Below are 12,306 nucleotides of genomic sequence, written 5' to 3' on the forward strand. Positions count from 1 at the left end.
CAGTCCTTAACTCACTTTCTTCTGCTTATCTGCAGAATCGGTAATATCAACGACAGGAATGGCGTTCAGTTGCCATTTCCAGGTATCCGTGGTCGTTTCAACCGGAATCATTTCAATACAGTCAGTCGGGCAGGGCGCCACGCACAAATCACAGCCGGTACATTCATCCTTAATGACGGTGTGTAGGGCTTTCGTCCCACCGACAATTGCGTCAACCGGACAAGCTTGAATACATTTGGTGCAGCCGATACACATATCTTCATGGATAAAGGCAACTTTCTTCACATCATCAAGTTCGTGCGCTGATTCCTGGACCTCAACGCCCATCAGATCGGCCAGTTTCTCGATCGTCGCCTGACCGCCAGGCGGGCATTTATTGATGTCATCTCCATTGGCGATTGCTTCGGCATACGGACGACAGCCGGGATAACCACATTGACCACATTGAGTTTGAGGAAGGATGCTGTCGATCTGATCGACGATCGGATCGGCTTCCACTTTAAAGCGCACGGACGCAAAGCCGAGGATGGCGCCAAATACGGCCGCCAGCACAGCGAGTACAATAACGGCTATCAGGATGGTACTCATTACAATTTCACCAACCCGGTAAAGCCCATAAATGCCAGAGACATCAGGCCAGCGGTGATCATAGCAATTGACGCACCTTTAAATGGTGCTGGCACATCAGAAACGGTGATGCGCTCACGCATAGAAGCGAACAGAATCAGAACCAGAGAGAACCCCACAGCGGCGCCGAAACCATAAATGATCGATTCTATGAAGTTGTGATTTTCGTTGATGTTTAACAACGCGACCCCTAATACGGCACAGTTAGTGGTGATTAGGGGGAGGAATATCCCCAGCAGCCGATAGAGGGTTGGACTGGTTTTGTGAACCACCATTTCGGTGAACTGAACGACGACCGCAATCACCAGAATGAAACTCATGGTACGCAGATACTGGATACCGAGCGGGGTCAGAATATAGGTTTCAACCAAATAGGCGCACACGGAGGCGAGGGTTAGCACAAAGGTTGTTGCTAACCCCATACCAATAGCAGTTTCCAGTTTTTTGGAAACCCCCATAAACGGACATAAGCCCAAGAACTTCACCAGTACAAAGTTGTTCACCAGCACAGTGCCAATCAACAACAAAATATATTCGGTCATAATTATTTAGATTAGAAATTCCGATCCCAACATTATCCTGTTTTGTGACCTCAATAACAACCAAGGAAAGTTAAGGTTATACGCTATTGATGAAAAATTATACGCAATGAATGACGATTTGGCCGCTTGAGCCTCGGAAGTAAGAGAGAATCACCCGACATGCCACACCAAGTGACATCAATATCAGAATAGAACCCTGAGAGAAGCGGGGAAATAAAACGAGAAAGGCCCGGTCAATGACCGGGCCTTTGGAATTTGGCTCCCCCTGCGGGACTCGAACCTGCGACATACGGATTAACAGTCCGCCGTTCTACCAACTGAACTAAGGGGGAATTGCGTTAAGCGGGGCGAATGTTATCGGTCGCTGGATCGCTTGTCAACACCAAGTCGAGGAAATAAATATATTTTTTATCAAAAAAAGGCTTTACTTTCCTGTATGCCTTAACTTCTCTGGGCTTGGTTTACTTATCCACTAAAATTGTGGATAAGTGTGTTAATGTAACTTGAGCAACTCGGGTTGGCTCAGATTATAGAGTTTTGACTTTATAATTTACAATGTGGGTTTTTGTTTTAATTAATTGATTTTGTTGGGTTATATTGAGTTATTCAGGTTGTGAGTCGTTTGGCTGGTGCGTAAAAATAACTTTTCTATTTGTCATTAAATTGTCAATTTGGGGAAAAGCTGTGTATGAAAAATGAGACAGTAAGTGCCAGGCGGCTCGGTGAGGGCGAACGATAATATCAGAGTCAATGGTGAGATACCAGCGATCAAACCATGGTTTTTGTGTCGTTTATAGAAGAAATTTCTGTCTGGCTCTTGCGGGTGTATATACATACAGTCAAAATAGAACATCACTGACGGGATAGGGTAACGAGAGATATGAGTAAAATGTTCGATCTGGTGTCTGAATATCAGCCATCCGGTGATCAGCCCACCGCAATAAAACAACTGTTGGAAGGGCTGGATTCAGGGTTAGCGCATCAGACACTGCTCGGGGTCACCGGCTCCGGTAAGACGTTCACTCTGGCCAACGTGATTGCGCAGGCACAGCGTCCGGCGATCTTGCTTGCTCCAAACAAAACGCTGGCAGCTCAGTTGTACGGTGAGATGAAAGCATTCTTTCCCAATAATGCGGTGGAGTACTTTGTCTCTTACTACGATTATTACCAGCCCGAAGCCTATGTGCCCACCACTGATACTTTCATCGAGAAGGATGCATCGGTCAACGCTCACATTGAACAGATGCGTTTGTCGGCCACCAAAGCCCTTCTGGAGAGAAAAGATGCCATCATCGTCGCCTCTGTCTCGGCGATTTATGGTTTGGGCGACCCGGAATCGTATCTACAGATGATGTTGCACGTCCGTCGTGGTGACTTTATCGGTCAGCGCGATATTTTACGCCGCCTGGCGGAGTTGCAATACACTCGCAATGAAGTGGCGTTTGAGCGGGGTCAGTTTCGCGTGCGCGGCGAAGTCATTGATGTCTTTCCGGCTGAATCGGATCAGGAAGCGGTGCGGATCGAAATGTTCGATGATGAGATCGAATGCATCAGTTTGTTCGACCCTTTGACCGGGGTCGTCAAGCAACGGGATATCCCGCGTTTTACTATCTACCCGAAAACACACTATGTGACTCCCCGAGATCGTATTCTGGAAGCCATTGAACACATTAAGCAAGAACTGGCGCTGCGCAAGCAGTATCTGCTCGATAACAACAAATTGCTCGAAGAGCAGCGCATCACCCAGCGGACTCAATTTGACATCGAAATGATGAACGAGCTGGGTTTTTGCTCGGGAATCGAAAACTACTCACGGTATCTCAGCGGACGCAGTGAAGGTGAGCCACCACCGACACTGTTTGATTATCTGCCGCACGATGGCTTATTGATCATCGATGAGTCCCACGTGACTGTGCCGCAGATTGGTGCCATGTTTAAAGGGGATCGCTCACGCAAAGAGACGCTGGTGGAGTTTGGCTTTCGTTTGCCATCGGCGCTTGACAACCGTCCGCTTAAATTTGAAGAATTTGAATCTCTGGCACCGCAAACCATTTTTGTTTCGGCCACGCCGGGCAACTATGAACTGGAAAAATCAGACGGCGAGGTGGCGGATCAGGTGGTGCGTCCAACCGGTCTGCTGGATCCTGAGCTGGAAGTGCGTCCGGTGGCTACCCAGGTGGATGACCTGTTGTCAGAGATCCGGATTCGTTCCGCCAAAGATGAACGGGTGCTGGTGACTACATTGACCAAGCGTATGGCCGAAGATCTGACGGAATACCTTCATGAGCATGATGTGCGGGTGCGTTATCTGCACTCGGATATAGATACGGTCGAGCGCGTTGAGATTATCCGTGATTTGCGCCTGGGAGAATTTGATGTTCTGGTCGGAATCAACCTGCTACGTGAGGGGCTGGATATGCCGGAAGTGTCGTTGGTGGCGATTCTGGATGCAGACAAAGAAGGCTTCCTGCGCTCAGAGCGTTCTTTGATTCAGACCATTGGCCGCGCGGCCCGTAATGTGGCGGGCAAGGCGATTTTGTATGCTGATCGTATTACCGGCTCGATGAAAAAAGCCATGGACGAAACCAACCGTCGCCGGGAAAAACAACAGGCTTACAACGAAGAAAGAGGCATTCAGCCTCAGGCGTTGAAACGCAATATCAAAGATATCATGGAGCTGGGTGATATCACCAAGGGCAAACGTCAACGTGTGAATAAGCAGGTGCCGTTGTCGAAAGTGGCTGAGCCTTCACAGCGTTATGTGGCCCTGTCGCCACAAGAGCTGGACAAAGAGATCAGCAAACTGGAAGCGGCAATGTACAAACATGCCCAGGATCTGGAGTTTGAGCTGGCGGCTGAGAAGCGCGATCAGATAGAGAAACTACGGGAACAGTTTATCGCGAACAGCTGATGCTATTTACTAACTAAACGACAAGCAAAAAAATAGCCAATAGACACTAATCTATTGGCTTTTTTGTGAATACTAAGTTCACTAACAACGTCAGTTGGCTAGGTGACCCAAACTTGGGTCAATCTGAATAAAGCATCTTCTATGCCAACTTTTTGAGGTAAGAAAATCGGTCAATTGCGGATTCCGTACGGAAATTTTCCGATTTAATTTGCAAAATGCAATTCGCAATGCAATCATTTCTACAAAATGCAAATAATAATGGCTAGGTTATGCAACAATCCTCAGAATCTCAAAAATCGAGATACCTGTTGATGGTAGAAGATACGGCGTCGGTTGCAGCCCTGTACCGCTCGTATCTCACTCCTTTAGGTATCGATATCAATATTGTCGGCACCGGTCGTGATGCTATCGAAAGTCTCACTTATCGCACGCCGGATCTCATTTTGCTTGACTTACGACTGCCGGACATGACCGGTATGGACGTATTGCACGAAGTGAAGAAAAGTGTGCCTGATGTTCCGGTGGTGTTTATGACCGCACACGGTTCTATCGATACAGCGGTCGAAACGATGCGCCATGGGGCTCAGGACTTTCTGATCAAACAGTGTGAAGCGGACCGTTTGCGGGTGACGGTGAACAACGCGATTCGCAAAGCAAGCAAGCTCAAGAATGATGCGGATAACCTGAGCAATCAAGGCTATCAGGGTTTCATCGGCAGCAGCCAGACGATGCAGGCGGTGTATCGCACTATCGATTCAGCGGCGAGCAGCAAGGCCAGCATATTCATCACCGGAGAAAGCGGTACGGGGAAAGAAGTGTGTGCCGAGGCGATCCATGCTGCCAGCAAGCGGGGAGATAAACCGTTTATTGCCATCAACTGTGCTGCGATCCCGAAAGATCTGATTGAAAGTGAGCTGTTTGGTCATGTCAAAGGGGCGTTTACCGGCGCGGCGACGGACCGTCAGGGCGCGGCGGAGCTGGCAGACGGAGGAACCTTGTTCCTCGATGAGCTGTGCGAAATGGACTTAGATCTGCAAACCAAACTGCTGCGCTTTATTCAAACGGGCACTTTCCAGAAAGTTGGCTCGTCCAAAATGAAAAGCGTCGATGTGCGGTTTGTGTGCGCCACCAACCGGGATCCGTGGAAGGAAGTTCAGGAGGGGCGTTTTCGGGAAGACTTGTACTACCGTCTGTATGTGATCCCGTTGCATTTGCCGCCACTGCGCGAGCGTGGTGAGGATGTCATCGAAATTGCATATTCATTACTGGGCTATATGTCCAACGAGGAAGGCAAAGGGTTTGTGCGTTTGTCGCCTGAGGTGATTGAACGCTTCAATCAATACGAATGGCCGGGTAACGTCCGTCAACTGCAAAACGTACTGCGCAATGTGGTCGTGCTGAATAACGGTAAAGAAATTTCGCTCGATATGTTGCCACCGCCGCTGAATAAGCCGATGGATAACCAGATTCGAGTGATCAAACAGGACAAAGAATCGCTCTCAGCGCATGAAATTTTCCCGTTGTGGCTGACAGAAAAGAACGCGATTGAACAGGCCATTGAAGCCTGTGATGGCAATATTCCAAAAGCTGCGGGCTATCTGGATGTCAGCCCTTCGACGATTTATCGCAAACTGCAAGCGTGGAATGCCAAGGAAGAATATGATGGAAGTATTAAATCAAAATAAGATTGAGCAACTGGCCAATGATATTGGCGAAGAGAACGTGCCGGTATTGCTCGGCATTTTTCTCGGCGAGCTGGAAAGCTATATTGCTTATCTGAGTGACCCTGCGGCTGCGGATAAGTTGAGCTACCTGCGAGAGATTTCTCACGCATTGAAAAGCAGTGCCGCCAGTTTTGGTGCTGAACAGTTGTGTTCCAGCGCGATTGAAATTGATGCCCGGGTGAAGAACGGCCAGCCTCTGAGTGAAGCCGGCGACGTGTCTCACATGGTTGAGTTGCTGGGGACGACATTGTCCCGTTATCAACAGTTAGTTTGACAGCAGGGTCACGATCGCTTTTTGCAGTTTCGTCCGGTCGTGGCGCCAATCACGGTTGGCGGACGCCAGATCCGTCACCACGCAGTTCCAGTCTGAGTTAAGTTCCGGATGTGGGGTGTCGACCAGCACCACATCCACTTTTCTCGCATGACAGGCTCGCTCGCACCAACTGAGACGGCCGTGGAGCGTCATGCGTGCTGCGGGGCCAAATTCCGGTGACAGGTTATCGACGAACACCAGCTTGGCTTTAAGATTGTTGGCGATGGCCTGGCCGATTTCAGGCAGTAGTAATGGGGGCATGATGCTGGTCAGAAAGCTGCCCGGACCGAGAACAATGCAATCCGCCTGTTCAATGGCAATGACGCCCTCTTTGGTTGCCGGCACTTCCGGATCCAGATCCAGCCTGCGCAAATCCTCCTTCATCTCGTCTACGCTGGTTTCTCCCGTGACCCACATGCCGTCTGCGGACAGCGCTTTAAGATCCGAGGGGTGCTCTGACATTGGCACGATGTTCACGTCGACCTTGAGCATATTGCGAATCAGGTTGATGGCGTCGAGTGGGCGGACAGACAAGTTGTCCAGCGCAGTCAGCATCAGATTGCCGAGGTTGTGGCCATTGAGTTCGCCTGAGCCTTTAAAACGATATTCAAACATCATCGAGCTGATGGATGGCTCGGTGATGAGCTGATTGATGCAGTTGCGGGTGTCTCCCCAGGCGATCCCGCCCTGACAGTCACGAATCCGCCCCGTCGAACCGCCGTTATCTGTGGTGGTAACTATGCCAGTGGCGTTACTGCCAAAATCTTTGAGTGCGGCCAGCATACGCCCCAGGCCGTGCCCTCCGCCGATAGCGACCACTTTTTTTGATGCATAAATGCTCATCATTTTCTTCTTATATTTTCATATTCAGGCACAAACTAATCCAACTCGTAAACATAGCATACTCATTAGGAGTTAATTTGGGCTGTGAGTAAGATTTTTTCCTGTCAGGACTGGAATCACATACAAATATTAAGTATTTTAATGTTAGCTGCTATTGATAACGACAAGTCATTAGTTGCCATAACTCCGAGCTCTTAAGCTAAGTTCCTGCGGGGATACGCTGAATGAGCCAGTGGCATTTTGCCACGAGGGCCAGGTTGGAAATGACCTTGCCTCCCGTGTTTGGAAAGGTGTTCCGTGGCGCAACAATTTGAAGATAAATTCCATCGCAAGTTTTACTACTTGCGTCTGTCAGTAACTGACGTTTGCAATTTTAAATGTACTTACTGCCTGCCTGATGGCTATAAGCCTTCCGGGCGTAAAAACTCGTCTTTTTTAACCCTGCCTGAAATCCGTCGTGTGGTAAAAGCCTTTGCGGATTGCGGGACCTCTAAAGTGCGCATCACCGGCGGTGAACCCAGCCTGCGTAAAGACTTCAGCCAGATCATTGAGACGGTCGCCAGTACCGATGGTATCCGTAAGGTCGCGACGACCACCAACGGTTACCGGATGGAGAAACAGGTCGCTGAATGGCGTGAGGCCGGCCTGACACACATTAATGTCAGTGTCGACAGCCTGGATCCGCGGATGTTTCATCAGATAACCGGTGAGAATAAATTCACTCAGGTCATGGCGGGTATCGACCGGGCATTTGAGGTCGGCTTCGAACAAGTTAAGGTTAACGTCGTCCTGATGAAAAACCTCAACCATCAAGAGCTGCCTGCGTTTCTCAACTGGATCAAAGATAAGCCGATTCAACTGCGCTTTATTGAGCTGATGCAGACCGGTGAGATGGATGATCTGTTTAACAAACACCATGTATCTGGCGTGGCCATCCGGAATCAACTGATTGCCAACGGCTGGTTGCTCAAAGTTCGTGCGGCTAACGATGGTCCAGCTCAGGTCTTCGTTCATCCCGATTATCAGGGTGAGATTGGTCTGATCATGCCGTACGAAAAAGATTTTTGTGAGAGCTGTAACCGGTTGCGGGTATCGGCTACCGGTAAACTGCACCTGTGCTTATTCGGAGAACATGGTGTTGAGCTACGTGACCTGCTTGAACAGGATGAGCAGGAGCAGGTTTTGATTGAACGCATCCAGGCCCAGCTACAAACCAAAAAAATCAGCCATTTCCTCCACGATGGCAACACAGGTATGACGCCTCATCTGGCGTCAATTGGCGGTTAAGCCGTCGCCTTTTCTGCCGCTGTCTTGCCGAGAGCGGCTCACGCATCCATTTAAATTTTTATCGAGATAGGTGAACACATGGGTCACGCAGAAACGAAATTTCAACCGGCCAACATCGCAGTACTGACCGTTTCAGACACTCGCACCGAAGAGAATGACACATCCGGCCGCTACCTGGCAGAGCACGCAGCAGAAGCGGGCCACAACGTGGTGGATAAACAGATCGTGATCGATGATATGTACAAGATCCGGGCGATTGTGTCGCAATGGATCGCCGACGATCATGTTCAGGCAGTGATGATTACTGGCGGTACTGGTTTTACATCGCGTGACAGCACACCTGAAGCGCTTAAGCCGCTGTTTGACAAAGAGGTCGAAGGGTTTGGTGAGCTGTTCCGGATGGTGTCGTATGATGAGATCGGGACATCGACGATTCAATCGCGAGCGATTGCCGGTTTTGCCAATCACACGGTTATTTTTGCGATGCCTGGCTCAACGGGGGCATGTCGCACCGGCTGGACGAAGATCATCAAGCAGCAGTTGGATGCCAGCCATCGTCCGTGCAACTTCATGCCTCATCTGGCAGTGTGATCCGGAGGGGTAATGAGTCAATTTACTCACATTAACGCGTCCGGCGAAGCCAATATGGTTGACGTCTCTGCCAAAGCAGAAACCGTACGTGAAGCACGCGCGGAAGCGTTCGTGCACATGGCGGCGGAAACCTTGCAACTGATCGTCTCTGGTCAGCACCACAAAGGGGACGTGTTTGCGACCGCGCGCATTGCGGGCATTCAGGCCGCCAAGAAAACCTGGGATTTGATCCCGCTGTGTCATCCATTGCTGCTGTCTAAAGTCGAAGTGCAGTTGGAAGCGCTGGAAGCGCAAAACATGGTCCGGATTGAGTCGGTATGCAAGCTGGCCGGCAAAACGGGCGTGGAAATGGAAGCGCTGACGGCTGCGTCAGTGGCGGCGCTGACCATCTATGACATGTGTAAAGCGGTCCAGAAAGACATAGTGATTGGTCAGGTTCGACTGTTGGAGAAAACCGGAGGGAAGTCCGGACATTTTAAGGCAGAGTCATGATTACAGTGTTATTTTTTGCTCAAACCCGTGAATTGGTCGGTACGGATCAAGTCCAGGTTGAGGCTCGTTTTACTACGGTTGATGCGCTGCGCGAACACCTGGCGGCTCAAGAGGGCAAATGGTCACTGGCGCTGGAAGCCGGTAAATTGCTAGCGGCGGTGAATCAGGCGATTGTCCCGCTCGACACTAAGTTGAACGACGGTGATGAAGTGGCGTTCTTTCCGCCTGTGACCGGAGGCTAAGATGGATCCACGCGTCTCGGTACAGCAACAGGATTTTTCGGTGGGTGACGAATATCAGCGTTTGGCTCTGGGAAGTGCAGCAGGCGCTGTTGTCACCTTTGTCGGTAAAGTCCGGGATATGAATTTGGGCGACAATGTCACGGGGCTGTCGCTAGAGCATTACCCGGGAATGACGGAAAAGTCGCTGCTGAATATCTGCGATCAGGCAGAGCAACGTTGGCCTCTGTTGCACACCCGGGTTATCCACCGTGTTGGTGATCTTGATATTGGGGATCAGATTGTGTTTGTGGGTGTGGTCAGTGCCCATCGCGGCGCGGCATTTGAGGCTTGTGAGTTTATAATGGACTACCTCAAAACTCAGGCGCCGTTCTGGAAAAAGGAACGGACGACCAACCAGACTCGCTGGGTTGAATCACGCGATTCAGACACGCAAGCTGCCAAACGTTGGCAGAAATAAGTCCGACAAGGCCAACCTCAGGTTGGCCTTTTTGATGCGCGTTATTTAAAGAACTGGACGCGCAGTGAGTTAATCCAAGCTTTGACGGTTTGTTGACCAAGGAAAGTTGCCTGATTTTGGCGTGTTCAACCATACTGATTTCAGGAGCCCATCTCAGGGTGAGCGTCCACAGTGACAGTATGGCTATCAGGTGATAGATGCTGCCTATGATTAAAATTGCTGAATTCCATTTAGTAAAATCAAGAAATTAGACAACAATTAGCGTATAGGCACTGCAAAAATCGCAGCAAAGGAGACGCGCATGGAATTATTAAAAGTCAGAGATTATATGACCCTTCAGGCGGTGACATTCACACCGGATATGTCGTTGAGTGCAGCGCTGGAAAAGGTCATGAACTCGAACTACCTTGGTGGGCCGGTGATCAACGAAAAAGAACAGGTGATTGGTTTCCTGTCCGGGCAAGACTTACTCGATAAACTGATCAAAGTGAGTTATTTCTGCCAGGATACTCACATCGTCTCAGATTGTATGCACCGTGAGGTGTTGTCTGTATCGCCTGACACATCCATCATCGCGCTGGCGGAAATGATGAAAGTGGGTAAGCCAAAAGTGTATCCGGTGATTGATGATGGTAAGTTGGTCGGTATTATCACCCGGCGTGATGTGCTGCGTGCGATCGCTAAATCGATTGATAGCTGCTTCAAAAAGCCCGTTTAATTTATTCCTATCCCTTGAAAGGCGCATCGGCGCCTTTTGTTTTGCTCAGAGCATTCTATGACCGAACACAACGCGAAATTTGTTCAGGGCTCGACCATGAGGCACATTTTAGTGATGTCAGGCGCCGGCTCCGTTGGATTGATGGCGTTGTTTGTGGTCGATCTGCTCGATATGTTGTTCATCAGTATGCTCGGCCAGGTGGAACTCGCCGCGGCGGTTGGCTTTGCCGGCACGCTGGTGTTTTTCTCGACGTCGATTTCTATCGGCGCCTCGATTGCGATGGGGGCGTTGGTATCAAAGGCCATCGGGGCTCATCAGCAGCAACACGCCCGTCAGCTAAGTGTGTCGGTGTTAATGACTACGTTTGTGATCAGCAGTGTGGTGGCAGCGCTCATGTTGTGGTTTATGCCTCAGTTGCTGGCGGCGATTGGTGCCAAAGGATACGCCGCCGAGCGGGCTCAGGCTTACTTGACCATCCTGTTGCCCAGTGGGCCGGTTGTCGCGGTAGCCATGGCGGCAGGGGCGGGGCTGCGCGCTGCCGGAGATGCTAAGCGGTCCATGCTGGCGACGTTGTCGGGAGGCATTGCCAATGCGGTGTTGGATCCATTGTTTATCTTCGGTTTTGGCTGGAATGTGGAAGGCGCTGCGTTAGCGTCGGTATTCGCCCGATTTACGGTGCTGTATTTTTCTCTTGCGCCTTTGATTAGAGTCCATCAATTGGTAGCGGTGCCGTCGCTGAACACTTGGCGCAACCACATCCGAGTAATACTGATGATCGCGGTGCCCGCCATTATCACCAATATTGCCACACCGATAGGTAATGCGATCGTTACGTCTTCCATTGCGCATTTTGGCGAGGACTATGTGGCGGGTTTTGCGGTTATCGGGCGGTTGACGCCAGTGTGTTTTGCGGTGATTTTTGCCTTGTCGGGCGCCGTCGGGCCAATCGTCGGTCAAAATTTCGGCGCCCATCGATTCGATCGGGTCAGAGAAACGCTCAGTAATGCTTTGCTGGTAACCACCCTCTACACCTTGTTTATATGTGTCGTCCTCTATTTTTGTCAGGGGCTGATTATTCGTGGTTTCTCCTTGTCTGGTGACGCCGCAGTGCTAGTGGCGGCCTTTTGCACGTATGTGGCGATCAGCTTTATTTTCAATGGCACCTTATTCGTCGCTAACACCTCATTTAACAATCTAGGCAAGCCGCTGTTTTCAACCGCGCTCAATTTAGGCAAGGCGACACTCGGAACCTTGCCGTTTGTCTACCTCGGTGCCGATTGGTTCGGGGCACTCGGCGTGGTGTATGGGCAGGCGGTCGGGACGGTGGTGTTTGGCCTGATCGCGTTGGTGGTGTTGCGCTGGCACATCAATGAACTGATGTCGTCACAGCAGCCCGCGGTGGTGCAAGTAGATCCGTCGGTCACCTGTGTGAACACCCAACCGTTTTGTACTCACGATGCGGTTCTGATCGACGAAGCCGGGGCCGACAGTGAAGTGCTGATCTCACCGGCCGAAAATAAATCCTGAAAAGCGTTGACCTTGGAGTAGAGTCCAAGGTT

Annotated in this window: 13 protein-coding genes, 1 tRNA gene and 1 riboswitch; of the genes, 10 read left to right on the forward strand and 4 right to left on the reverse strand. The window is 50.4% G+C overall.

The features are described 5' to 3' along the window. Positions 1-6: 6 nt before the first annotated feature. The 3 genes from rsxB to VPR01S_RS03015 form a co-directional block, all read right to left on the reverse strand. Positions 7-588, reverse strand: a complete 582-nt coding sequence (rsxB, locus tag VPR01S_RS03005) for an electron transport complex subunit RsxB (RefSeq protein WP_021703823.1) — start codon at positions 586-588, stop codon at positions 7-9. Next, positions 588-1,169: an electron transport complex subunit RsxA gene (gene rsxA, locus VPR01S_RS03010; RefSeq protein WP_021703824.1), complete on the reverse strand. Its 582-nt coding sequence runs from the start codon at positions 1,167-1,169 to the stop codon at positions 588-590. The genes rsxB and rsxA overlap by 1 nt, the downstream gene beginning before the upstream one ends. A 256-nt stretch (positions 1,170-1,425) precedes the next feature. Beyond that, positions 1,426-1,501 (reverse strand) — tRNA-Asn (locus VPR01S_RS03015). 548 nt (positions 1,502-2,049) lie between these two features. Between VPR01S_RS03015 and uvrB the strand changes: the two genes are divergently transcribed. From uvrB to luxU, 3 genes are all read left to right on the forward strand, one after another. Continuing rightward, positions 2,050-4,080: an excinuclease ABC subunit UvrB gene (uvrB, locus tag VPR01S_RS03020; protein WP_021703825.1), complete on the forward strand. Its 2,031-nt coding sequence runs from the start codon at positions 2,050-2,052 to the stop codon at positions 4,078-4,080. 269 nt (positions 4,081-4,349) lie between these two features. Beyond that, the gene (gene luxO, locus VPR01S_RS03025; protein ID WP_040902224.1) at positions 4,350-5,765 is read left to right on the forward strand and encodes a quorum-sensing sigma-54 dependent transcriptional regulator LuxO; all 1,416 of its coding nucleotides are present in this window, start codon (positions 4,350-4,352) and stop codon (positions 5,763-5,765) included. Then, positions 5,740-6,078 (forward strand): quorum-sensing phosphorelay protein LuxU, encoded by a 339-nt coding sequence (gene luxU, locus VPR01S_RS03030; RefSeq protein ID WP_040902225.1) that lies wholly within the window; start codon positions 5,740-5,742, stop codon positions 6,076-6,078. Before luxO ends, luxU begins: the two co-directional genes overlap by 26 nt. On the opposite strand, the gene VPR01S_RS03035 is transcribed toward luxU, so the two are convergent. After that, the gene (locus tag VPR01S_RS03035) at positions 6,070-6,960 is read right to left on the reverse strand and encodes a YvcK family protein (RefSeq protein WP_021703828.1); all 891 of its coding nucleotides are present in this window, start codon (positions 6,958-6,960) and stop codon (positions 6,070-6,072) included. The two genes, luxU and VPR01S_RS03035, sit on opposite strands and share 9 nt — an antisense overlap. Positions 6,961-7,132: 172 nt before the next feature. Beyond that, positions 7,133-7,269, forward strand: a riboswitch (molybdenum cofactor riboswitch). On the opposite strand from VPR01S_RS03035, the gene moaA reads away from it, so the two are divergent. The 7 genes from moaA (at position 7,258) to VPR01S_RS03070 (ending at position 12,274) form a co-directional block, all read left to right on the forward strand. After that, positions 7,258-8,247 (forward strand): GTP 3',8-cyclase MoaA, encoded by a 990-nt coding sequence (gene moaA / locus VPR01S_RS03040; protein ID WP_021703829.1) that lies wholly within the window; start codon positions 7,258-7,260, stop codon positions 8,245-8,247. Its footprint overlaps the riboswitch before it by 12 nt. Before the next feature lie 78 nt (positions 8,248-8,325). Beyond that, positions 8,326-8,838 carry a molybdenum cofactor biosynthesis protein B gene (moaB, locus tag VPR01S_RS03045; RefSeq protein WP_021703830.1) on the forward strand — a complete coding sequence of 171 codons (513 nt, stop codon included), beginning with the start codon at positions 8,326-8,328 and terminating at the stop codon, positions 8,836-8,838. 12 nt (positions 8,839-8,850) lie between these two features. After that, positions 8,851-9,330: a cyclic pyranopterin monophosphate synthase MoaC gene (moaC, locus tag VPR01S_RS03050; protein ID WP_021703831.1), complete on the forward strand. Its 480-nt coding sequence runs from the start codon at positions 8,851-8,853 to the stop codon at positions 9,328-9,330. Beyond that, positions 9,327-9,572 carry a molybdopterin synthase sulfur carrier subunit gene (gene moaD / locus VPR01S_RS03055; RefSeq protein WP_021703832.1) on the forward strand — a complete coding sequence of 82 codons (246 nt, stop codon included), beginning with the start codon at positions 9,327-9,329 and terminating at the stop codon, positions 9,570-9,572. The genes moaC and moaD overlap by 4 nt, the downstream gene beginning before the upstream one ends. 1 nt (position 9,573) lies before the next feature. Beyond that, positions 9,574-10,029, forward strand: coding sequence for a molybdopterin synthase catalytic subunit MoaE (moaE, locus tag VPR01S_RS03060; protein ID WP_021703833.1), 456 nt, complete (start codon positions 9,574-9,576; stop codon positions 10,027-10,029). Positions 10,030-10,330: 301 nt separating this feature from the next. Further along, positions 10,331-10,747, forward strand: coding sequence for a CBS domain-containing protein (locus tag VPR01S_RS03065; protein WP_021703834.1), 417 nt, complete (start codon positions 10,331-10,333; stop codon positions 10,745-10,747). 57 nt (positions 10,748-10,804) lie between these two features. Beyond that, positions 10,805-12,274 carry an MATE family efflux transporter gene (locus VPR01S_RS03070; RefSeq protein ID WP_021703835.1) on the forward strand — a complete coding sequence of 490 codons (1,470 nt, stop codon included), beginning with the start codon at positions 10,805-10,807 and terminating at the stop codon, positions 12,272-12,274. Positions 12,275-12,306 lie beyond the last annotated feature (32 nt).

The organism is Vibrio proteolyticus NBRC 13287, from assembly GCF_000467125.1.
Taxonomy (GTDB): Bacteria; Pseudomonadota; Gammaproteobacteria; order Enterobacterales; family Vibrionaceae; genus Vibrio; species Vibrio proteolyticus.

What these genes read in the sequence shown, in the direction of transcription:
- VPR01S_RS03035 (WP_021703828.1), bottom strand. Translation starts at nt 6,960, where the DNA reads ATGAGCATTTATGCATCAAAAAAAGTGGTCGCTATCGGCGGAGGGCAC.
- moaC (WP_021703831.1), top strand. Translation starts at nt 8,851, where the DNA reads ATGAGTCAATTTACTCACATTAACGCGTCCGGCGAAGCCAATATGGTT.
- uvrB (WP_021703825.1), top strand. Translation starts at nt 2,050, where the DNA reads ATGAGTAAAATGTTCGATCTGGTGTCTGAATATCAGCCATCCGGTGAT.
- rsxB (WP_021703823.1), bottom strand. Translation starts at nt 588, where the DNA reads ATGAGTACCATCCTGATAGCCGTTATTGTACTCGCTGTGCTGGCGGCC.
- rsxA (WP_021703824.1), bottom strand. Translation starts at nt 1,169, where the DNA reads ATGACCGAATATATTTTGTTGTTGATTGGCACTGTGCTGGTGAACAAC.
- luxU (WP_040902225.1), top strand. Translation starts at nt 5,740, where the DNA reads ATGATGGAAGTATTAAATCAAAATAAGATTGAGCAACTGGCCAATGAT.
- VPR01S_RS03070 (WP_021703835.1), top strand. Translation starts at nt 10,805, where the DNA reads ATGACCGAACACAACGCGAAATTTGTTCAGGGCTCGACCATGAGGCAC.
- luxO (WP_040902224.1), top strand. Translation starts at nt 4,350, where the DNA reads ATGCAACAATCCTCAGAATCTCAAAAATCGAGATACCTGTTGATGGTA.
- moaB (WP_021703830.1), top strand. Translation starts at nt 8,326, where the DNA reads ATGGGTCACGCAGAAACGAAATTTCAACCGGCCAACATCGCAGTACTG.
- moaE (WP_021703833.1), top strand. Translation starts at nt 9,574, where the DNA reads ATGGATCCACGCGTCTCGGTACAGCAACAGGATTTTTCGGTGGGTGAC.
- VPR01S_RS03065 (WP_021703834.1), top strand. Translation starts at nt 10,331, where the DNA reads ATGGAATTATTAAAAGTCAGAGATTATATGACCCTTCAGGCGGTGACA.
- moaD (WP_021703832.1), top strand. Translation starts at nt 9,327, where the DNA reads ATGATTACAGTGTTATTTTTTGCTCAAACCCGTGAATTGGTCGGTACG.